Origin of the sequence: Tianweitania aestuarii (assembly GCF_018457165.1) — a bacterium.
Classification (GTDB): domain Bacteria; phylum Pseudomonadota; class Alphaproteobacteria; order Rhizobiales; family Rhizobiaceae; genus Tianweitania; species Tianweitania aestuarii.
Genome location: NZ_JAFMNX010000004.1, coordinates 185,886 through 208,016, shown reverse-complemented (window position 1 = coordinate 208,016; position 22,131 = coordinate 185,886). Strand labels below are relative to the sequence as shown.

The window sequence follows — 22,131 nt, the reverse complement described above, 5'->3', positions numbered from 1 at the left end:
GTGTGTCGCTACTTTGCATCACCCTGGGCATGACCCCGGCCATAACCCCGATTGCGCTTGATGCGCTCCAAACGATGAAAGGCGGCGCGCGCGGCTTCAGGATCGGCAAAGGTCTGCATCATGGATTGGCCATTGGTGCCGATCCGACCCCAATGGCGCAGCAGCGAAACGTCGCCGAACAAGGTCGGCTGGATCGTCAGCATGTAGAAGCGGCGCATGTTGCGCGAGGGATCGATGCGGTGGAGGTGCAGCTGGGATGGGGTTTGCTCTGTCATGAGCGACAGAATCGCGCGGGAGCGAGCGGGCGTCCAACGACAGTTATGAATCGGTTCGGCCGGATCGATTCAGCCGCGTGATGGGTGGGCCGGGCCTGTCAGCTCACCGATGGGCTGGAGCCGACCTGACCCAGCAACCAGTCGGTGAATTGCTGCGCCAGCGGCAAGGTCTGCTTGGTTTCGGGCGTGACGACGTAATAGCTGTTTTCGGTTTGCAGCGGCAGATCGACCACGACCTGAAGCACGCCGGTGCGCAGTTCCGTTTCGATGAGATAACGCGGCAGGAGGGCGTAACCCATGCCGGCGATCGCGGCCTCGATGATCATGGAAAACTGGTCGAGGCGGTGGCCGCGAAAGGCCGTGGGGGCATCGACGCCGGCCATGGTGAACCATTGCGACCAGAGCTTCGGGCGGGTGGCCAGCTGCAGGAGCGGCTGTTCGGCAAGAAGGGTTGCCGTCATCACATTCGCCGGCTGCGGCGATGCTTGGAGGAGGCTGTGGCTGGCGACGGGGATGATCGTTTCGCCGCACAGATAGATCGAGTTGGCGCGCGCCCAGACCGGCTGGCCGTAGTGAATGGCGAGATCGAATTCCTCGTCCTCGAAATCGAACGGCGCCGAGCGCGAGCCGATGTTGAGCACGACGCCGGGATGCGCGGATACGAAGTGGGCGAGACGCGGGCTCAGCCAGCGACTGCCGAAAGTTGGCAGCGTCGCGACGCTCAGCGTCTGCCTGGCATCGGCGGACGCCATGGCGCGCAGCATCGTGGTTTCGCTTTGCTGGAGAAGCTTGCGGGCTTCGGGCAGAAAGCGTTTGCCGTCTTCGGACAGAACCACGCGCTGGCGCACGCGCTCGAAAAGCAGCGTGTTGAGGTGGCGTTCGAGATCCTTGACCTGACGGCTGACGGCGCTTTGCGTCAGGCTGAGTTCTTCGGCCGCGCGCGTGAAGCTGCCATGGCGCGCGGCGCATTCGAATGCCTGCAACGCGCCGAGGTCCGGCAGATAGCGTCTAGCGAGGTTCATGCGCGTTTCGCATCAAGTCAGTTGAATTCATCGTGAGCGGGGCGGGTGATCGCCTGTTAGTCTTCGCATTCTGTATCAACCACAGTCTTGTTGGATGAGGAAGCCAGATGCGCCAACACGTTGAAGCCAGCGAGATCCGCGCTGCCTTTTCCGCCGCGATGTCGGCGATGTATCGCACGGAAGTTCCGGCCTATGGCACGTTGATGGAACTGGTGGCGGACGTGAACGCGAAGGTGCTCGCGGGTGATCCGGCCTTGCGCGACAGTCTGGACGCGACAAACTCGCTCGACCGCATCTCCGAAGAGCGCCACGGCGCGATCCGGCTGGGCACGCCGGCGGAGCTTGCGATGATGCGCCGTGTGTTTGCTGTCATGGGCATGTTCCCCGTCGGCTATTACGATCTGTCGGAAGCCGGCGTGCCGGTTCATTCCACGGCGTTTCGTCCGGTAGGCGAGGACGCGCTGTCGATCAATCCGTTTCGCGTGTTCACCTCGCTGCTGCGGCTCGATCTGATCGCCGACGAAGCGTTGCGCGCCGAGGCCGAGGTCGTTCTGAACAAGCGCCAGATCTTCACGGACGAAGCGATTGCGCTGGTGGAAAAGGCGGAAAAGAACGGCGGGCTCGACAAAGCGGATGCCGATCGTTTCGTGGCTGAAGTTCTGGAAACTTTCCGCTGGCATGATCAGGCCAGTGTTTCGCCTGATATGTATCACCGCCTGCATGACGCGCATCGCTTGATCGCCGATGTGGTGTCGTTCAAGGGCCCGCATATCAACCATCTGACACCGCGTACGCTGGATATCGATGCGGTGCAGGATCTGATGCCGTCGCGCGAAATCTCCCCCAAGGCGATCGTGGAAGGTCCGCCGACGCGCGCCTGCCCGATCCTGTTGCGGCAGACCTCGTTCAAGGCGCTGGAAGAGCCGGTGTCGTTTCGCGCCGAAAACGGGTCGTGGAAATCCGGTTCGCATACGGCGCGGTTCGGTGAGATCGAACAGCGCGGCATTGCCCTGACGCCGAAGGGCAGGGCGCTTTACGACCAGCTTCTGACCGAAACGCGCGGCAAGGTGCGTCCTGCCGCCGATGGCTCGAATGCGGACGCCTATGTTTCGGCTCTGGGCGAGACCTTCAAGCAGTTCCCCGATGACTGGGCCGGCATCCGCGCGGCGGGGCTCGGATATTTCACCTATTCGCTGACGCAAGCCGGTGAAAAGGCGGCACCCCAGGCCGATCAGAGCATCGAGGCGCTGGTTGCCGATGGTTTGGTGCGGTTCGATCCGATCACTTATGAAGACTTCCTGCCGGTGAGTGCTGCCGGCATCTTCCAGTCCAATCTGGGGGACGATGCGGCGCAGGAATTTCAGGCAAGCCCGAACCAAATGCGCTTCGAAGCCGATCTCGGTGCATCCGTGTTGAACGAGTTCGATCATTACGCGGCAATCGAGCAGGCTTCGATCAACAGCTGCCTGGCAGCCCTTGGCAAGTTGCAGGCGGCGGAATAAGCCGGACGCATGATTGCTGCCACCCACCATACCGCACTGGCCGATCTGATCGGTCCGGACAACATTCTGACCGAAGCCGGCGATCTTGCCGGCTACGAAGCCGGTGCGCGCTATGATCGGGGTCGAGCAGCGCTCGTTGTGCGGCCGCGTGATACCGAGCAGGTGTCGAAGGCCGTGGCCTATTGTGTGCGCAACGGGATCGCCATCATCCCGCAGTCCGGCAATACGGGCGTCGTTTCGGGCTCGACACCGGATGCTTCCGGCGAGCAGGTGGTGATCAGCCTCGATAGGCTTGCCAGACAGTTCGAGCTCGATATCGAAAACCGCTCGCTTCGCGTTGATGCGGGCTTTCGGCTGTCGGAGGTCAATACGCGGCTTGCCGATCACGGATTGCAGTTCCCGATCGACCTTGGGGCCGATCCCCGGCTTGGCGGCATGTTGTCCACCAACACCGGCGGGTCGCGCTTTCTCAAGTTCGGCGATGTTCGGCGCAATGTGCTGGGGATCAAGGTCGTACTGGCCGACGAGCATGGAACGGTGCTCGACCTCATGTCGGGCCTGCGCAAGAACAACACCGGAGTGGACTGGAAGCACATCTTCATCGGGACGGTCGGTGCGTTCGGCATCATCACGGAATGCGAGCTGAACCTGGAGCCCTTGCCGCTTCAGGTCGCAACCGCACTTCTCGTGCCGCGCGATGGTGCGGCCGTGATGCCGCTGCTGGCTGCCATGGAACGACGGCTCGGTTCTTATCTCAGCGCCTTCGAGGGCATGTCCGGCAATGCGATCAAGGCAGCCCTCGGGCATGTGCCGTCCTTGCGCAACCCGTTCGCCAATGGCGCGGTGCCCGATTACACGATCCTGACGGAAGTCAGCCGCGATTGGGAATGGCGCGAGGGCGAGGAAACGCTCGACCAGGTTCTGGAAAATGTGCTGGCCGAAGTGTGGGAAAGTGCCGACGCACCTTTGGCGGATGCTTTTGTTGGTCCCGCCGCCGAGATCTGGACACTGCGCCATGCCTTGTCCGAAGGGGTGAGGGCCAGCGGCCGGCTGGCGGCGTTCGATCTGAGCTTTCGCCGCCAGGACGTGATCCGCTTTTGCGATCACATGAAGCAGGTTCTGCCTGCGCGCTATCCCGGCATCACCGTTTGCGACTTCGGCCATGTCGGTGATGGCGGCGTTCACTTCAATCTCGTTCTTGCCCCGGATGCGCCGACCGGTCCCGAGATCGAGACGGAGCTGCGCGCCTTCGTTTACGGCGCTGCGGTGGAAGAGTTCGGCGGCAGTTATTCGGCCGAACACGGCATCGGCCGCAAGAACCAGAGTTTCTACGACCACTACACGGATGAGACGCGGCGCGAGCTGGCCAATGGGCTGAAAGCGCTGACCTCACCCGCGAAACTGGGCACGGTCCGCTTCGGATCGGCCTGATCATCCATCACGACGCAGGAGTTTTTCATGGACACGCAATCGACGAACAAGAGCGTTGCAGCCGAAACCAAGGCGCTGCTCGCCAAGCTTGGCGTTGCTGAGACGGCCGTCACGGGTGGCACGATGGCCTCCTTCACGCCCGTGACCGGCGAGAAGATCGCGGATCTGCCCGTGCATAGCGCAGACGACGCCGGCGCGATCATCGAACGCGCTGCCACCGCCTTTCGCGACTGGCGTCTGGTGCCGGCGCCCAAGCGCGGCGAGCTGATCCGTCTGCTGGGCGAGGAACTGCGCGCATCCAAGGCCGATCTCGGTCGTCTGGTTTCGATCGAAGCCGGCAAGATCACTTCTGAAGGCCTCGGCGAGGTCCAGGAAATGATCGACATCTGCGACTTCGCTGTCGGCCTTTCGCGCCAGCTCTACGGTTTGACGATCGCAACCGAGCGTCCCGGCCATCGCATGATGGAAACGTGGCATCCGCTCGGCGTGGTCGGCGTGATCTCGGCCTTCAACTTCCCGGTGGCGGTGTGGTCGTGGAATACCGCACTTGCGATCGTTGCCGGCAACACGGTTGTCTGGAAGCCATCCGAAAAGACGCCGCTGACGGCACTCGCCTGCCAGGCGATCTTCGACCGCGCCATCAAGCGTTTCGGCGATGCACCGGCCGATCTCAGCCAGGTTCTGGTTGGCGACCGCACCATCGGCGAAGTGCTGGTTGATCATCCGAAGGTGGCACTCGTTTCGGCGACCGGTTCGACCCGCATGGGCCGCGAAGTCGGTCCGCGTCTGGCGAAGCGCTTCGCCCGCTCGATCCTCGAACTCGGCGGCAACAATGCCGGCATCGTTTGCCCTTCGGCCGATCTCGACATGGCGCTGCGCGCCATCGCCTTCGGTGCCATGGGCACGGCCGGCCAGCGCTGCACCACGTTGCGCCGCTTGTTCGTTCACGCTGATGTCTATGACAACCTCGTTCCGCGCTTGAAGAAGGCGTATGAAAGCGTGTCGGTCGGCAGCCCGCTCGAAACCAGCGCACTTGTTGGTCCGTTGATCGACAAGGCCGCATTTGACGGCATGCAGAAGGCGATCGAAGCGTCAAAGGCGATCGGCGGCCAGGTGACCGGTGGTGCTCGTGTGGATATGGGTGCTGCTGACGCCTATTACGTCAAGCCGGCCTTGATCGAGATGCCGGATCATGACGGTCCGATGCTCGAAGAAACCTTTGCGCCGATCCTTTACGTCGTGAAGTACACCGACTTCGACGAAGCGTTGCGGATGCACAACGATGTCGGCGCCGGTTTGTCGTCCTCGATCTTCACGCTGAACCTGCAGGAAGCCGAGCGCTTCCTGAGTGCGGATGGCTCCGATTGCGGCATCGCCAACGTCAATATCGGCACGTCCGGTGCGGAAATCGGCGGCGCGTTCGGCGGTGAGAAGGAAACCGGCGGTGGTCGCGAAAGCGGTTCGGATGCCTGGAAGGCCTATATGCGCCGCGCCACCAACACCGTGAACTATTCGAAGGCTCTGCCGCTTGCGCAGGGCGTTTCCTTCGATATCGAGTAAGCGGGCTGCTTCGATGAACGCTCCCATTTCCGCTGAAGAGGTCGGCTTTGCGCCGGCCTCGCGTATCGCCCGCATCGACGTGTCCGAAATCGTGCGGATCGGTGCGCGCGCGCTTGGCCTGAAGCGCGAAGGCAAGCCAATCATCATCCTGGGGGCCGGCGAGCCCGACTTCGACACGCCGGACTTCGTCAAGCAGGGCGCGATCGACGCGATCCAGGCTGGCGACACCAAATACACCGCGCTCGACGGCACGCCTGCGCTCAAGCAGGCGATCCAGGCCAAGTTTTCGCGCGAAAACAACGTCGATTACGCGCTGGACGAGATTACGGTCGCAACCGGCGCCAAGCAGATCCTGTTCAACGCCATGATGGCGTCGCTCAACGCGGGCGATGAGGTGGTGATCCCGACGCCGTATTGGACCTCGTATTCCGATATCGTGCAGATCGCCGAAGGTGTGCCGGTGCTCGTCACCTGTACGGCCGAAGCAGGGTTCCGCCTGACGGCCGAACAGCTGGAACAGGCGATCACGCCGAAAACCAAGTGGGTACTCCTCAACTCGCCATCGAACCCGTCGGGTGCGGCTTACAGCGAGGCCGATTATCGCCCGTTGCTGGACGTTCTTCTGCGCCATCCGCAGGTCATGCTGCTCGTCGATGACATGTATGAGCACATCACCTATGACGACTTCCGCTTTGTGACGCCGGCCGCGATCGAGCCGCGCTTGAAGGAGCGGACGCTGACGGTCAACGGCGTGTCCAAGGCTTATGCCATGACCGGCTGGCGCATCGGCTATGCCGGCGGACCGAAGGCGCTGATCAAGGCGATGTCGGTGGTGCAGAGCCAGGCGACGTCGTGCCCGTCATCGGTGAGCCAGGCTGCCTCGGTGGCCGCTTTGAACGGTGACCAGTCCTTCTTGGCCGAGCGCAAGGCCAGCTTCCAGCGGCGGCGCGATCTGGTTGTGGCCGGGTTGAACGCGATCGAGGGTATCACTTGCCGGGTGCCGGAAGGTGCGTTCTACACCTTTGCCAGCTGTGCCGGTTTGCTTGGCCGCAAGACGGCGGATGAACGGATCATCGAGACTGACTCCGACTTCTGCAACTATCTGCTGACGAATGCGCATGTGGCGGTGGTGCCGGGCTCGGCCTTCGGCTTGTCGCCGTTTTTCCGGATTTCCTATGCGACGTCGGAAGCGGAACTCACCGAAGCCTTGTCGCGGATTGCGCGGGCCTGCGAGGCGCTGAGCGCCTGACAAAAAACCTCGCTGTCGATGATGAACAGCGAGGCTTACTCTCGACTTCCCCAAACACGACTGCGCCGGACAGCTAGGCTGCCGCAAACGTCGGCAGTTGGGCGTGCCGGTTCTTGATGAAGTGCTGCTCGAACTCGGCGGCCGGCATCGGGGCTCCGAAGAGATATCCCTGTCCTTCCACAGCAGAGGCCTGCATGAAGCGCGCCTGTGCTTCCGTTTCGATGCCTTCCGCAATGACATTGAGGCCGCAGCCTTCCGCGATGCTTGCGATGGCTTCGACGATGGCCTGATCCTTGGGATCGTGCTCGACATTGCGCACGAAGGATTGGTCGATCTTCAGACGGTCGATCTCGATGCGCTTGAGCATGGTCAAGGAAGCGAAGCCGGTGCCGAAGTCGTCGAAGGCGACGCCGACGCCCAGCTTGCGCAACTGAGCGAGATGCTCGAGCGTCAGGACCTCGTTCTGCAACACGATGTTTTCGGTGATTTCCAGTTCGAGCGCATGCGCCGGCAGGCCGGTTTCTGCCAAGACACGACGCACGCGTGAAACGAAATCGGCAGAGCGAAGCTGTGCCGGGAAGAGGTTCACGCCCATGCCGAAGTCGCACAGCCCGGCACCGCGCCAGGCCGCAGCCTGCCGGCTGGCGGTCTGCAGGATCCAGTCGCCAACGGGAACGGCCAGTGCGCTTGTTTCCAGGATGGGAAGGAAAGCGGCGGGCGATACGACGCCGGCTTGCGGATCATTATAGCGGATCAGAGCTTCCGCACCCACGAGCGACTGGTCGCTCAAACGGACCTGTGGCTGATAATAAAGCTCGAAATAGCCTTCTTCCCAGGCCGTGCGCATCGCATTGCTCAGCCGGCCCCGTTCATCGGCCGCGGATCGGAGTTCAGCGGAAAACAGGCGGACGCGGCCCTTGCCCCTGGCTTTGGCATCGTAGAGCGCGAGGTCGGCATTTTCGAGGATCTGGATCGAGCTCGATCCGCGATGCTGGGAGCGCTTGGCGCCGACGCTGGCTGATAGATAAACAACCTGCTCGCCAACGGGGATGGGTTCTTCCACCGCCCTGATCAGCTTCAAACCGAGGCTTTCAGCGCCCGCCGCATCGATGTCGTCACGAACCAGAATGGCAAATTCATCGCCGCCCAACCGCGCGACGGTCATGCTGGGCTCGACCGCTTCGATCAGGCGATCGGCAACGACCTTGAGAACGACGTCGCCGCCGTGATGACCGAGCGAGTCGTTAACGCTCTTGAAGCCATCGAGATCGAGCAGCAGGATCGCGAAATCCTTGGTGCTTCCGGAGGCTTCTTCCTGGATGCACACCGCAAGCAGATCAAGGAAGCGGGTTCGGTTCGCCAGGCCGGTGAGGTGATCGGTAAAGGCCAGGGTGCGGATCTGGCTTTCGCTGCGCAATCTTTCGCGCTGATCGCGGAATGCCAGCACCGTCTGCTTTCGTGCGCCGAGACCGACTTCCCGGCGGATGGTGAGGACGGGCACGAAATCGCCGTTGATCGTGACAAGCGTGGCGTCGACCTCTTCGCCCTCGGGCGAGTGCGACAGATCAAGAGCCGGAACAAGGGTCCGCAGGCTGGAACCGGCGAGGCTTTTCTGCGGATAGCCGCTCAAGCGCAGAAGCGTTTCGTTGGCGGAAACGATCGTGTCGCCGTCGCAGATCGCAAGGCCTTCCAGAGCGAGGTTGGCCAGTTCGCCGAGGCGCTGCCGTTCGCGCCGCAGAGTGGCCTGAGCGTGCAGGCTCAAGCGCAGTCCGACCAGGGCAACGCCAAGGATGCAGAGGCTGACGGCAGCCACGATCGGCGCCAGAACATCGGCATGGGCGGTGAGCGGCGGGAAGTTCACCGATGGATCGAAGGTGAAGCTGAGAGCCGCCATGCCGGTCAGGTGCAGAACGGCGATTGCCAGCAGAAGCAGCGGCGCGCCAAGAAGCCGGACGCGCTTGCTGCGCTCGCCCGAGATCATCAGCGAAACGGCGAAGATCGGCAGACTGCCGATGATGGAGGCCGTGACCAGGTTGTGATCATAGGAAACATAACCGCGCACGACATAGGCGGACTGGCCGAGATAATGCAGCGCGACGATGCCGACGCCCAGAACGAGCCCACCGGCGAGACGCCGCCTTCGCTTGTGCTGGCCGATGGCCACGAGCATGCCTGCGCCGATGCCGAGAATGGCGGCCATCAGCGACACGGTGGTGACGATCAGCTCGAAGCCCGCTTGCATGCCCGGCTGGAACGCCAGCAGCGCGATCATATGGGTGGACCAGGCGGTGCAGCCGGCCGAAACGATGGCGACCAAGGCGAGGATGGCGCGCCGATTGCCCTCGGAGCGAGCGGCATGATTGGCGACCGAGAAGGAACCGTAAACGCCGATCGTGCAGACCAGTGCGGCGATCAGGAGCGCGTAACCGTTATGAGCCTGCTGAATACATGAAATGACGGTCTGCATCAGGCCTCCTGCCGGGTCGATCCTCGCGCAATGAGATTAAGTTCAGGTTCCGGAGAAACCAGGAATTTTAATGGTCTGCTTGTTTGCGTGTCGCAGACAAGTGTAGCGCGCCTGACCAGACGAACAGGGTTTGGACCTGTTTGCTGGTAAGCGGCAAGCGCTCCGTGCCGTGCATTAACGGCGCGATGATGGCCAAGCAAGTTTTCCAGCGCCGGCACCCACCGGGCGCGATCACACAACGATGATGGCGCGGAAATCGTTGACGTTTGTGAGCGTCGGGCCGGTTTTGACGAGATCACCCAGGTGGTGGAACAAGCTGTAGCTGTCATGCGCGGCGAGACAGGCTTTTGGATCGAGGCCGGCTTTTGCTGCGCGGGCAAGCGTATCGGGGCCGATAATGGCGCCGGCGGCATCTTCGGTGCCGTCGATACCGTCCGTGTCGCCGGCGATCGCCCAGATGCCGGGTCGACCGTCGAGCGCGACCGCAAGCCCGAGCAGAAATTCTGTGTTGCGCCCGCCTCTGCCAGGAGAACGGGAGCCGATGGTGACGGTTGCTTCGCCACCGGACAGGATGACGGCCGGACCGCTGACGGGCTGGCCTTTCTCCTTTGTTGAACGCGCGATGCCGGCCAGCACGGTGCCCATTTCCCGCGCTTCGCCTTCCAGCGCATCGCCCAGGATCAGTGTTTGCACGCCTGCTGCGCGCGCGACCGCCGCTGCGGCATCGAGGGCAAGCGCGGGTGCGGCGATGATACGAACATCGCTTGCGACCTCGCCGGGCTTCGGTGTTTCGCCATTCTGTGCGAGAACGTCTCGCGCGCTTTGGGGCAGGTCGATCTGGCGGCGCGCCACGATTTCGCGCACGGTCTCGAGCGTGGAAAGATCGGGAACGGTCGGACCGGAGGCGATATCGGAGGGATCGTCGCCGGGCACATCGGAGATCACCAGCGTCACGACCTTTGCCGGTTGCGCAGCCAATGCGAGGCGGCCGCCCTTGACGCGCGACAGGTGCTTTCGCACAGCGTTCATTTCGCGAATGGTCGCGCCACTGTGGAGCAGGGCCTTGTTAACCGCCTGCTTGTCGGCGAGCGACATGGCGCCCGCCGGGGAAACGAGGAGCGAGGATCCGCCGCCGGAAAACAGCGCAAGCACGAGGTCGTTTTCGGTGAGCCCCTGAACGGCGTCTTCCAAAGCCCGCCCGGCTTGGAGGCTCATTTCGTCGGGAACCGGATGGGCGGCTTCGAGGATGCGGATGCGGCCAGCCGGCACGGCATGTCCGTAGCGGGTGACGATCACACCGGAGAGATCGACGTCCGGCCAGGCTTCATCAACGGCGGCGGCCATGGCGGCCGACGCTTTGCCTGCGCCGATCACCACACAGCGACCGTTCGGCTTTGCAGGCAGATTGCTGGCAACCGTCCTGCGAGGATCGGCGCTGGCGATCGCGGCATCGAACATGTCCCGCAGCAGGGCGCGGACCGTCTGGTCGTTCCACATGGTCGAGGTCATTCCGCGGCTTCCAGCTGTGGCCTGCGCGTTTGGCGTTCAGGATCCTTCAGCGCCTGCAAACGCTTCGCCACCCAATCCACGAACACGCGCACCTTGTTGCTGAGGTGTCGGGTCTGCGGATAAACAATGTAGATAGGCAGGACCTCGCAATCCCATTCCGGCAGGATTTCCACCAGCTCTCCGCGTGCAACGGCGTCTTTCACCATGAAGCTCGCCGTCTGGCCGATGCCGATGCCGGCAAGGATAGCGTTTGCATAAGAGCGCGCGTCGTTGACGGAAACCGCATAACGCGGTGGGATTTCGATGTTCTCGTCGCCGCGGCAGAAATCCATGGCGAACACCTTGCCGGAGGTGGCGTTGAGATAGCCGACGGCGAGATGGCCTTCGATGAGGTCGTTGGGATGCTGCGGGGTGCCGTGTCGCTCCAGATAGATCGGCGACGCATAGGTGCGGATTGTCAACTCGCCTACCTTGCGCGCAACCAGCGATTGGTCGGTCGGCGTGCCGCCGCGTATCGCACAATCGACATTCTCCGCGATGTAGTCCACCAGCCGGTCGCCCACGCCGATATCGAGCTGGATCTGCGGATAGCTGGTGTAGAAGTCGCAGAGGTTGGGGATCACCACGAGATCGGCAAAGGCACCGGCCATTTCGACGCGTAGGCGTCCAGATGGCCGCGCCTGGGAATGCGACATCGACCCGTCGAGTTCGTCGATCTCTGCCAGGATCTGCAACGCGCGCTCGTAATACAAGGCGCCGTCTGTGGTCACCATCACGCGGCGCGTGGTGCGGTTGAGAAGCGTCGTATGCAGATGTGCTTCAAGGCCTTGGACCATGTTGGTGACGGTGGTCTTCGGCATGTCCAAAGCGGCGGCGGCGCGCGTGAAATTGCCGGTCTCAACCACCCGCACAAACACCCGCATTGCTGATAGCTGGTCCATGCTTCCCTCGATTATCCAAGAAATTCGAATAGTGAAGCCAAAACAAGGCGGCTTGTGCCTATGGCCTGAGATAATAATATTGAACTCACAACAAGCAACCCATTCAGCCCAACGGCTATGGAACAATCATGTCGGCGCAAACCAGCAAAAATCCCACGAGCAAGGCGATCGCATCGCCTGTGCCCGTGCGGCTTTATGATGGAGCGACGAGCAGCAAGGTGCCGCCGGTGGTGCTTTACCTGCGTGGCCGGGCTTTTCTCGACAGGGACCGGGGCGAAGCCGAGCGGCCGATTGCCTGCGCCATGGCGGAAATGGGCGCGGTGGTTCTCGAGGCGGATTACGGGACCATCTCGCACAATGTTTTTCCGCAGGCGATGGAATGCGCGTTTCAGGCGCTGACCGATATTGCCGGTCGGCGCAAGGAGTTCGGCGCCAGCGTGAAGTCGCCGCTTTTCGTTGCCGGCGACGAGGCCGGCGGCAATGTCGCGGCGGGTGTCGCCTTGAAGGCGCGGGACCTGCTTCCCGGCGAGTTGAAGGGGCAGATGCTGTTTTCGCCCATGGTCGATCCGCAGATGGCGACGCCATCGTTTCGTGCGGCCGACAGCTTGGGCATGCGCGAAGCGTGGTCGGATGGCTGGAGCCATTACATCGGGTCCTTTCTTCAGCATCCCTATGCCGCGCCATGCCTGTGTTCGCGTTTGTTCAATGTGGCACCGGCCCTGATCATCACGTCGCAGGACGATCCGCTGCATGACGAGGTGCTGGATTATGCAGCACGACTGAAGACCTGTCAGGTCGCGGTCACCCAGCATGTGTTTGCGATCGATTGCGGCTGGACTAGTATTTACAAGCAAGGGACCGGCCGATGGGTGCCTTCGTTTCAGGCTGAAATTGCGCAGTTCATGAAAAACGCAAGTCGAGCAGTTTAAATACCTAAGTCCCTTTAAGCATCATCCATTTTCAAGCGTCACAGTATTTTCCGGTCAATGTATTTCGATGGATACCAGGTTCAGAGAATACGTACGCGCTGCATTTCTTTGCAGGGCGTAGGCGGGACCTAAGGGCCATTCTTTCTTTCAGCATAGGCGTCGTTTCGGCGGATTGAAAAAGCGGGCAATTGGCGTTGCCCAGGAGATTTGAGATGTCATCCAAGATCAAGAACTGGGCCCTGTGGGGCACCGGAATGAGCGCTGCTGCGCTGATTGCAGGCGCTTCTTTCTACCTCGATATGCCGAAAAGCGCCGTTGCGGCGCCGGCGGCTGTTGCTGCGGCACCCGCCGTGCCCGTGAAGGTTGCGACGGTGGAAGCACACAGCGTGATCACCTGGCAGGAGTTTTCCGGCCGTCTTGAAGCGGTTGATCGCGTTCAGCTGCGGCCGCGTGTGGCTGGCGAAATCCAGTCCGTTCACTTCCTCGAAGGCGGGCTGGTGAAGGCGGGTGATCTGCTGTTCACGATCGACCCGGAACCCTACGAGGCAGCCGTTGCGCAAGCGCAGGGCCTTGTTGCCTCGGCTGAAGCCAAGCTTGAGCTCGCCAACACCGAGTTGGAACGCGGCCGCACGCTTGCAGCTAAAACGACGATCTCCAAGAGCGATCTCGCCCAGCGCCTCAGCACGCAGCGCGACGCGGCCGCAGCCGTTCAGTCGGCACAGGCCGGTTTGAAGGTGGCGCAGCTCGATCTCGATTATACGCAGATCCGCGCGCCGATTTCCGGACGGGCGGGCAAGATCGATGTTTCGGCTGGCAATCTGGTTGCGGGCGGCTCGGCATCCACGTCGCTGACGACGATCGTGTCGATCGACCCGATCTATGCAAGCTTCGATGTCAGCGAAGCCTTTGCGGCCAGCGTTCTGTCGAAGCTGCCAGTCACCAACGGCGTGACGGCGATCGACCAGATCCCCGTTGAGGTCACCACTTTGGCCAAGGATGCCCGGCCGGTGCGCGGCAAGCTGCAGTTCGTGGACAATCAGGTGAACGCGGCCAGTGGGACGATCCGGGTTCGCGCCGAGTTCGGCAATTCCGATGGTCGTTTGATCGCCGGTCAGTTCGTGCGGGTGCGAATGGGCCAGCCTAAGGCCGAGGACCGGCTGATGATCAGCGAGCGCGCGATCGGCACGGATCAGGATCGGAAATTCGTTTTTGCCGTCGGCGAGGGCAACACGGTTGATTATCGACCGGTGGAGCTGGGCACGACGGTCGATGGCATGCGCATCGTCGAAAACGGGCTTCATTCCGGTGACCGGATCGTGGTGAGCGGGCTTCAGCATATTCGCCCCGGTGCGGTTGTTGCGCCCGAAGCGGAAGGCCAGGTGGCGGCCAAGTAACGGCCGCCGCCGCCGATCTCAGTTTCCTTTTCAGCTTGGACCGATTCGCGCGCAGTCACCGAACTGCGGGCGACGGACCGGCATGTCTGTTCGACCTTTGAGTGGTAGGTTCACGATGAACATTTCCCGGTTTTTTGTTGATCGACCGGTGTTTGCCGCCGTGTTGTCGGTTCTGATCGTTGTGGCCGGCCTGCTTGGCATGCGCGCGCTTCCCATTTCGGAATATCCCGAAGTGGTGCCGCCCTCCGTTGTGGTGCGCGCGACCTATCCGGGTGCCAACCCGACCGTGATCGCGCAAACGGTGGCGACTCCGCTCGAAGAGCAGATCAACGGCGTCGAGGACATGCTTTACATGTCCAGCCAGGCGACGTCAGACGGCGTGCTGACGCTGACCGTCACCTTCAAGCTCGGCACCGACCCGGACAAGGCGCAGCAGCTGGTGCAGAACCGGGTGTCGCAGGCGGAGCCGAGGCTCCCCGGTGAAGTGCGGGCGCTGGGCGTCACCACGGTGAAAAGCTCGCCCGACTTCATCATGGTGGTGAACCTCGTTTCCACCGGCGATCGCTATGACCTGACCTATCTCCGCAACTACGCGACGTTGAACGTGAAGGATCGTCTGGCGCGCATCGAAGGCGTCGGACAGGTGCAGATTTTCGGCGCCGGCGATTATTCGATGCGCATCTGGATCGATCCACAAAAGGCGGCGGAACATTCGCTGGCGGCCAGCGACATCACCAATGCGATCCGCGGCCAGAACGTCCAGGCTGCGGCAGGCATCATCGGCGCGTCGCCGAGCTTGCCGGAGGTGGGCCTGCAGCTGAACGTCAATGCGCAAGGCCGCCTGCAAACGCCCGAAGAGTTCGGCAACATCATCGTCAAGACGAGCGAGGATGGCGCGATCACGCGGCTGCGCGATGTCGCGCGCATTGAGCTGGGTGCCGCCGATTACACGCTGCGCTCGCTGCTCGACGGCAAGCCGGCGGTCGCGATCCCGGTTCTGCAGGCGCCGGGTTCGAACTCGATCGAGATTGCCGACAATGTTCGCGCGACCATGGACGAGTTGCAAAAGGCGATGCCGGAAGGCGTGAAATACGAGATCGTCTACGACACCACCGAGTTTGTGCGTGCCTCGATCGAGAAGGTCGTCGATACCCTGCTCGAAGCCATCGCCCTCGTCGTGCTCGTGGTGATCGTCTTCCTGCAGACCTGGCGCGCCTCGATCATCCCGCTGCTGGCCGTTCCGGTGTCGATCGTCGGCACGTTTGCCGTGATGTATATGTTCGGCTTCTCCATCAACGCGCTGACCTTGTTCGGCCTCGTGCTGGCGATCGGCATCGTGGTCGATGATGCGATCGTGGTGGTCGAGAATGTCGAGCGCAACATAGAGATGGGGCTGGCGCCGCGTGAGGCGACCTATCGCGCGATGAAGGAAGTGTCGGGACCGATCATCGCGATCGCGCTGGTGCTGGTTGCCGTATTCGTGCCGCTCGCCTTCATTTCCGGCCTGTCGGGGCAGTTTTATCGCCAGTTCGCGCTGACGATCGCGATCTCGACGGTGATCTCGGCGATCAATTCGCTGACGCTTTCGCCGGCACTCGCGGCCTTGCTTCTGAAGGATCACCATGCCCCGAAGGATCGTCTGACGCGGGCGATGGACTTCGCGTTCGGCTGGTTCTTCCGTGGCTTCAACCGGGTGTTCGGTGCGGCGTCGAATGGCTACAGCCGCACGGTTGGTGGATTGCTGTCGCGCAAGAGCCTCGTGATGATCATCTATGTGGCGCTGGTTGGTTTGACCTACAGCATGTTCAACGCCGTGCCGGGCGGCTTCGTGCCGAGCCAGGACAAGCAGTATCTCGTGGGCTTCGCCCAGCTGCCGGACGGCGCGACGCTCGATCGGACCGAAGCCGTCATCAAGCAGATGAGCGACATCGCGCTCAAGCAGCCGGGCGTCAAACACGCGATCGCTTTTCCCGGCCTCAACATCAACGGCTTCACCAATGGCTCGAATGCCGGCGTGGTGTTCGCCGTGCTGGACGAGTTCGAGAACCGCAGAACGCCGGAACTCTCGGGTGACGGGATCGCCATGGCGCTGAACGGCAAGTTTGCCGGCATCCAGGATGCGTTCATCGCGATCTTCTCGCCGCCGCCGGTCAACGGCCTCGGCACCACAGGTGGCTTCAAGCTGCAGATCGAGGATCGCTCAGGCTTCGGCTATCAGACGCTCGACGAAGCCACCAAGGCGGTGATCGGCAAGGCCTATCAGACGCCGGAACTGGCCGGCATCTTTTCGAGCTACCAGATCAACGTGCCGCAGCTTTACGCCGATCTCGATCGTGCCAAGGCCGAGCAGCTCGGTGTATCGGTGACGGATGTGTTCGAAACGCTGCAAATCTATCTGGGATCGCTTTATGTGAACGACTTCAACGCCTTTGGCCGCACCTATAGCGTCCGGGTTCAGGCGGATGCCGCGTTTCGTGCGCAGGCCGATGACATCGGCAACCTGAAGGTGCGGTCGCAATCCGGCCAGATGATCCCACTTTCGGCCTTGCTGAAGGTGGATGAAACGGCCGGTCCGGAACGCACCACGCGGTACAACGGCTTTCTTTCGGCTGACATCAACGGCGCACCGGCACCGGGCTTTTCTTCCGGGCAGGCGCAGGCGGCGATGGAAAAGATCCTGAACGAGACACTGCCGTCGGGCGTGGACTATGAATGGACGGATCTGACCTATCAGCAGATCCTGGCCGGAAATTCGAGCCTGATCGTTTTCCCGCTGGCACTGCTGCTGGTTTATCTCGTGCTTGCCGCGCAATATGAAAGCCTGACCCTGCCGATCGCGATCATCATGATCGTGCCGATGGGCGTGCTGGCGGCGCTGACAGGTGTGTGGCTGACGGGGGGCGACAACAACATCTTCACGCAGATCGGCTTGATGGTGTTGGTGGGATTGTCGGCCAAGAACGCCATTTTGATCGTGGAGTTTGCGCGCGAGCTCGAGTTCGAAGGCCGGAAGCCGCTGGAAGCCGCGATTGAAGCCAGTCGCTTGCGTTTGCGCCCGATCCTGATGACCTCCATGGCCTTTATCATGGGCGTGGTGCCGCTGGTTGTTTCAACCGGTCCCGGTGCCGAGATGCGCTCGGCCATGGGTGTTGCGGTGTTTGCCGGCATGATCGGCGTCACCTTCTTCGGCATCTTCATGACGCCGGTGTTCTACATGCTGGCTCGCCTTCTGAGCGGCGCAAAGCCGCTGCGCCAGCATGCCGGGCAACCGGAACCCGTGCTGGTGCCGGCAGAGTAACGGTCACGCACGGCAACAGCGCTCATTCTTGTTCGGCAAGACCGGCGAGGGTGAGCGCATTGCTCGTGGCGGCAAAAGAGGCGGTGTTGTCGAAGATGCACCAGGCCTCAGTGCCGGCCTTGGTTTCAGCCAGAAGCGTTTCGAGCAAACCTGCCAGCCGCTTGGTAGGATAGGATGAGCGATAGATGACGGGCGATCCATGCAGGCGATAATAGCGCAGGCCTGGCCAGCCGCCGGGTTGATCGGCCCCGTCGACCGGCGCCGGGTCGGCGGCTACGCGCGCAATTTGATGGTGAAACAGACAATCGTTCGCGGCTGGCGTGAACCAGCTGGCGTGACGCGGTTCGCAGGCGATCAAACAGGGCAAGGCGGTTTTCAGCCTGCCGAAGAGCGTGTCGGCGGCCGTGCTGTTGAACGCATGCTTTGGCGGGAACTGGACGAGCAGAACGCCGAGCTTCTCTCCAAGGCCCTGCACCTCGTCTGCAAAGCGGGCGATCAGGGCTTCCTGATCCTCAGCCGATGGGTCATGCGAGATCGTTTTCGGCAGTTTCACCGAGAAACGGAAATCCTCCGGCACGCTGGCCGCCCATCGCTGGTAGGTGGTTCGGCGGTGAGGACGGTAGAAGGACGAGTTGATCTCTGCTGCATTGAACCGTGCCACATAACGTTGGAGATGCGTGCCTTCGGCGGGGAATTGGTCGGAGATATCTTTGGGAACGGACCATCCGGCGGTGCCGATCCGCAGGCGCGCGGGTGGCCGCTTTTCGGCTTTGCTGGTGGACACGCTGGATGGGGCCATGGTTTGCGTGTTCGCAGCCGGGGTCAGCGAAGCAGACCGTCGAGCTCGAACGCGTCCCAGCCTTTGAGGGGCAGGTTCGTTTTTTCGCCGCGCGGAGATTTCTGCTCAGGCTCGCCGTTCTTGCCGGCGCGGGTTCGGGCGGCTTTTCCGGCGGCGCGGCGGCGGTTTTCGGCAGCGGCCTGCTTGTCTTCCTCGCGCCACAAGGACGGCAGGTCACGATCCAGAACGTCTTCGATGTCGCGCGGATCGAAAACGTGGAAGGTCACGGCCTTGGCACGTCCCCGCAGCTTCACGGTTCGCGTGCCGGCGCTTTTCAAGCGACCATCCTTCAGCCACCGATGACGCTCGGCCTGCGAGATGGTCAGGATATCCTGCACCTCACGCGGGATCACGGGCAGCGCTTCAATGCCGTCGAGCGTTTTGGAGATGATCGCAGCCATGGCCTCGAAAGCGGCTTCTTCGCCTTCCGCCATGCGCAGAACCAGCGCGCCGGTCTCGACATCGAGGGACTTTCTGGCTGCAAACGGCATTCGGGCGCGCGCTTCGAGCAGGATCCCCTTGGTGCGCACGGAAGAGCCGAGGGTCGCTGCCGGGGTGAGGGGCCATTCGCGCACCAGGGTGAGCCGTGCGGTGGTCTTCGGTTTTGCTGCCATGAGGTTTAAATATGATGCGGGGGCACCGAGTTCCAACCGGGCGCGGCCAATCCTGCCGCAGTTATCCATGCCCACAATGGCAGAAGAGCACGTGCATTCGGCTTTGCAACATCGCCGGCCTCTGCTATGTTCACAGAATGTTCCGTTTTTTTCGCGCAGTTTGAACAACACGAACGATTTCGATGATGGACAATCGAGCGATCCGGGCTGTTGAAGCGGTTGGCGAAACACGTGTGGAAGAAGCGCCTGTTCGCAAGATCATTCATGTCGACATGGATGCGTTTTATGCCTCCGTGGAACAGCGCGACAATCCGGAGTTGCGGGGTAAGCCGGTGGCGGTGGGTGGATCGGCAGCGCGGGGCGTGGTGGCTGCGGCCAGCTATGAAGCGCGCGTGTTCGGCGTCCGCTCGGCACTCCCTTCGGTGACGGCCAGGCGCCTTTGTCCTGATCTGGTGTTCGTGAAGCCGCGTTTTGAAGTCTATCGCTCCGTGTCCAACCAGATCCACGAGATCTTTGCCGAGCATACGGATCTGATCGAACCGCTGTCGCTCGACGAAGCCTATCTCGATGTTACCGTGAACAAGAAGAACATCGCCGTTGCGACCGAGATCGCAAAGGTGATCCGCGCCCGCATCAAGGAAGCAACAGGGCTGAACGCCTCGGCCGGCATTTCCTACTGCAAGTTCCTGGCAAAGATCGCCAGCGACCTCAACAAACCCAATGGACAGGCCGTGATCACGCCGCGCTCGGGCGCGGACTTCGTTGCGTCCTTGCCGATCAAGAAGTTCCACGGCATCGGTCCCGCCACGGCTGCCAAGATGCAGCGGCTCGGCATCGAAACGGGAGCGGATCTGCGCGAACGGCCGCTGACGTTTCTGCAGCAGAATTTCGGCAAGGCGGGAAACTGGTATTATCGGATCGCGCGCGGGATCGACGAGCGTGCCGTGCAGCCCGACCGACAGCGCAAATCGATCGGCGCGGAAGATACGTTTTCCGCCGACATCTTCGATCTCGCGCTGGCGCGCCAGGAGCTCGTGCCCTTGGCGGACAAGGTCTGGCGGCATTCCGAGACCAAGCAGCTGCGCGGACGAACGGTGACGCTGAAGGTGAAATATGCCGACTTTCAGCAAATTACCCGCAGCCGCACCTTGCCTGATTGCGTTGGGGGGGCGAACGACCTGACGGATCTTGCGGGCTCGATGCTGGCCGCCTTGTTTCCGGTCACGAAGGGCATCCGGCTGCTGGGTGTGACCCTGTCGTCGCTGGAAGGCGTCGAGGAGGAAAAAACGCAACAGCAGCTGGCGCTGTTCTAGAGCAGGGACGGTTCTTCGTCTTCCTCTTCCGCTGCCGCTTGGCCGTTCTCGGCGGCACAAAGACGCTCGACGTCCTCCTCATAGGCCTTGAAGTTGAATTTGCGCAGCGAGTTCTCGTTCTGGTAGCGCACCGTGCCGAAAACGGGACGCTTTACCCAGGGACGGTCATGCAGACCGTAGATCCAGGCGACGTTGGTGAAGGAGTTCGGATCGCGGCCGTCCAGGAAGAACCGGTTGTTCAGCCGCAAGGTTCGCTCGAAGCCTTCCTTGGGGGTTTTCGACCATTCCAGGATCTTCTTGCCCCAATACATGCGCAGGTGATTGTGCATGTATCCCGTTTCGCGCATCTCCTTCATGGCGACGTTCCAGCCATGATCATGAGTTTCGCCATTGGCGAGCTGGCGATCGGTGTAGTGGTGCGGGCGCTTGTCTCCGGCTTTATCGGCCAAAGTTTCGCGCGCCCATTCAGGTACGGCCTCATCATAGGAGCCGTAGTTTTCAGTGTAGAAGACATGGTTCATCGCGAGCTCGCGCCGCACCACGACTTCTTCCACGAAGGCTGACTTGTCTTCCTTGCTGGCCTTGGCTTCGCGCGCGGCAAGCACGATCTCGACTGGCGAGATCTGACCGAAGTGCAGGTAAGGGCTCATATGCGAGGCGGAGCCTGCTTCCGGCTTGCCACGCGTATCGCCGTAATCCTCGAACGGACCTGCCAGAAACGCTTTGAGCCGCCGCCTTGCTTCCGTTTCGCCGCCCTTGAAGCGCTTGACGGGTGGAACCGAGCGATCGAGCGTCATGGACGCAAGAACGGCTTCGGGATCGGAAATGTCGATCTCGGTTTTCAGATCGAGATCTCGCGCGGGATGTTTGACCTTGCGCGTGGTGAGCGGGCTGAGAAAGTCGTCGAGGTGCGGGGAAATCTTGGGGCGAAAGGTGCGCGCGGCGAATTCATGGCGCGATGAGGCAAGCTCCACCGGAACGGCGACATCGCCTTCGACCTGGACGATCTTCGTTTCGACCGCCTTGCAGATCTCCGCATACCAGGTCTTCTGAATGCCGAGATAGCCACGGTCGAGCACAAGGAGCGCGGCGTCTTCGGCCAGATCGATGGCGATTTCGGCGGGCGAGCACTTGCGCATGACAAAGCCGATATCGCGCTTGGCCAGCCCGTTTGCGGCGTCGCACAAGCCGTCCAGCAGAAAGGCGTAATGGCGCGCATTGGCTTCGGGAAAGCCATTCGAGCCTTCAAGCAGGCCGAAGCACGCCACCACCGGCAAACCGCGATGATTGGCTTCTTCGATGGCGAGTTCCAGCGCCGGATTGTTGTAGGCCCGGTTCGCCTGCTGAAGCAGGTAAAGGACATAGCGGCCATTTGCGTTGTCCGGTGCGTCTTTCAGAACGCGGATGCGGCGCGGATCGATGGTCATGCGTGATCCCTGATGGGGGCGGCGCCGTGATCGGTGCGGCGCGCTTGAGCCGCCTGGGTGCGGCAGCGGTCGGAGCAGTAAAGAACGTCGTTCCAGCTGCGCGCCCATGCCTTGCGCCAGACCATCGGTCGGCCGCAGTGCTGGCAGGGTTTTTCAGGCAGATCGGCTTTGGCGCGCATCTTGGGCATTGGAAGCAAGATATGACGTACGCTCCGGCGGGCAAGCGCATGGGAAGATCATGCTGACGAAAGCGTTGCCTCCACCCCGCCACCATAAGCCTCGGCACTGCCACCGCCTGCCCGTCGAATTGCTTCTTTTAAGAGGTTGAACATGGAACATTTGAGCTGAGTAGCAGTTCGGAA

17 protein-coding genes are annotated in these 22,131 nt (G+C 61.9%); 8 read left to right on the top strand and 9 right to left on the bottom strand.

What is annotated here, in order from left to right; genetic code table 11:
• Positions 1 to 8 precede the first annotated feature (8 nt).
• Together JYU29_RS15650 and JYU29_RS15645 are read right to left on the bottom strand one after the other, a co-directional pair.
• A complete protein-coding gene (locus JYU29_RS15650; protein WP_213985777.1) occupies positions 9 to 275 on the bottom strand; it encodes a WGR domain-containing protein in 267 nt (88 codons plus the stop codon).
• 98 nt (positions 276 to 373) lie between these two features.
• Positions 374 to 1,297 carry a LysR substrate-binding domain-containing protein gene (locus tag JYU29_RS15645; RefSeq protein WP_213985776.1) on the bottom strand — a complete coding sequence of 308 codons (924 nt, stop codon included), beginning with the start codon at positions 1,295 to 1,297 and terminating at the stop codon, positions 374 to 376.
• Between the two features lie 107 nt (positions 1,298 to 1,404).
• Between JYU29_RS15645 and hglS the strand changes: the two genes are divergently transcribed.
• Genes hglS through JYU29_RS15625 form a run of 4 tightly spaced genes read left to right on the top strand, consistent with a single transcriptional unit; the run spans position 1,405 to position 7,039 of the window.
• On the top strand, positions 1,405 to 2,799 hold the full coding sequence (hglS, locus tag JYU29_RS15640) for a 2-oxoadipate dioxygenase/decarboxylase HglS (protein WP_213985775.1): 1,395 nt from the start codon (positions 1,405 to 1,407) through the stop codon (positions 2,797 to 2,799).
• Positions 2,800 to 2,808: 9 nt separating this feature from the next.
• A complete protein-coding gene (locus JYU29_RS15635) occupies positions 2,809 to 4,230 on the top strand; it encodes an FAD-binding oxidoreductase (RefSeq protein ID WP_213985774.1) in 1,422 nt (473 codons plus the stop codon).
• 27 nt (positions 4,231 to 4,257) lie between these two features.
• On the top strand, positions 4,258 to 5,790 hold the full coding sequence (gene amaB / locus JYU29_RS15630) for an L-piperidine-6-carboxylate dehydrogenase (protein ID WP_213985773.1): 1,533 nt from the start codon (positions 4,258 to 4,260) through the stop codon (positions 5,788 to 5,790).
• Positions 5,791 to 5,803: 13 nt separating this feature from the next.
• Entirely contained in the window at positions 5,804 to 7,039 is a 1,236-nt protein-coding gene (locus tag JYU29_RS15625; protein ID WP_213985772.1) for a pyridoxal phosphate-dependent aminotransferase, read from the top strand.
• A gap of 73 nt (positions 7,040 to 7,112) precedes the next feature.
• On the opposite strand, the gene JYU29_RS15620 is transcribed toward JYU29_RS15625, so the two are convergent.
• The 3 genes from JYU29_RS15620 to JYU29_RS15610 form a co-directional block, all read right to left on the bottom strand.
• Positions 7,113 to 9,506, bottom strand: a complete 2,394-nt coding sequence (locus tag JYU29_RS15620; RefSeq protein ID WP_213985771.1) for a bifunctional diguanylate cyclase/phosphodiesterase — start codon at positions 9,504 to 9,506, stop codon at positions 7,113 to 7,115.
• 231 nt (positions 9,507 to 9,737) lie between these two features.
• The gene (locus JYU29_RS15615) at positions 9,738 to 11,015 is read right to left on the bottom strand and encodes a glycerate kinase type-2 family protein (protein ID WP_250157510.1); all 1,278 of its coding nucleotides are present in this window, start codon (positions 11,013 to 11,015) and stop codon (positions 9,738 to 9,740) included.
• Positions 11,012 to 11,956 carry a LysR family transcriptional regulator gene (locus JYU29_RS15610; protein ID WP_213985770.1) on the bottom strand — a complete coding sequence of 315 codons (945 nt, stop codon included), beginning with the start codon at positions 11,954 to 11,956 and terminating at the stop codon, positions 11,012 to 11,014. The genes JYU29_RS15615 and JYU29_RS15610 overlap by 4 nt, the downstream gene beginning before the upstream one ends.
• 128 nt (positions 11,957 to 12,084) lie before the next feature.
• On the opposite strand from JYU29_RS15610, the gene JYU29_RS15605 reads away from it, so the two are divergent.
• The 3 genes from JYU29_RS15605 (at position 12,085) to JYU29_RS15595 (ending at position 17,577) form a co-directional block, all read left to right on the top strand.
• Positions 12,085 to 12,885: an alpha/beta hydrolase fold domain-containing protein gene (locus JYU29_RS15605; protein WP_213985769.1), complete on the top strand. Its 801-nt coding sequence runs from the start codon at positions 12,085 to 12,087 to the stop codon at positions 12,883 to 12,885.
• Positions 12,886 to 13,097: 212 nt separating this feature from the next.
• Positions 13,098 to 14,279, top strand: a complete 1,182-nt coding sequence (locus tag JYU29_RS15600) for an efflux RND transporter periplasmic adaptor subunit (protein WP_213985768.1) — start codon at positions 13,098 to 13,100, stop codon at positions 14,277 to 14,279.
• 115 nt (positions 14,280 to 14,394) lie between these two features.
• Positions 14,395 to 17,577, top strand: a complete 3,183-nt coding sequence (locus JYU29_RS15595) for an efflux RND transporter permease subunit (RefSeq protein ID WP_213985767.1) — start codon at positions 14,395 to 14,397, stop codon at positions 17,575 to 17,577.
• A 22-nt stretch (positions 17,578 to 17,599) separates the two neighbouring features.
• On the opposite strand, the gene JYU29_RS15590 is transcribed toward JYU29_RS15595, so the two are convergent.
• A complete protein-coding gene (locus JYU29_RS15590) occupies positions 17,600 to 18,376 on the bottom strand; it encodes a DUF72 domain-containing protein (RefSeq protein ID WP_213985766.1) in 777 nt (258 codons plus the stop codon).
• 23 nt (positions 18,377 to 18,399) lie between these two features.
• On the bottom strand, positions 18,400 to 19,029 hold the full coding sequence (locus JYU29_RS15585) for a hypothetical protein (protein ID WP_213985765.1): 630 nt from the start codon (positions 19,027 to 19,029) through the stop codon (positions 18,400 to 18,402).
• A 185-nt stretch (positions 19,030 to 19,214) separates the two neighbouring features.
• Between JYU29_RS15585 and dinB the strand changes: the two genes are divergently transcribed.
• Entirely contained in the window at positions 19,215 to 20,342 is a 1,128-nt protein-coding gene (dinB, locus tag JYU29_RS15580) for a DNA polymerase IV (RefSeq protein WP_213985868.1), read from the top strand.
• Here the strand turns inward: dinB and JYU29_RS15575 are convergent.
• Entirely contained in the window at positions 20,339 to 21,769 is a 1,431-nt protein-coding gene (locus JYU29_RS15575) for a deoxyribodipyrimidine photo-lyase (protein WP_213985764.1), read from the bottom strand. The genes dinB and JYU29_RS15575 overlap by 4 nt on opposite strands.
• Entirely contained in the window at positions 21,766 to 21,948 is a 183-nt protein-coding gene (locus JYU29_RS15570) for a DUF2256 domain-containing protein (RefSeq protein WP_431192870.1), read from the bottom strand. The genes JYU29_RS15575 and JYU29_RS15570 overlap by 4 nt, the downstream gene beginning before the upstream one ends.
• Positions 21,949 to 22,131 lie beyond the last annotated feature (183 nt).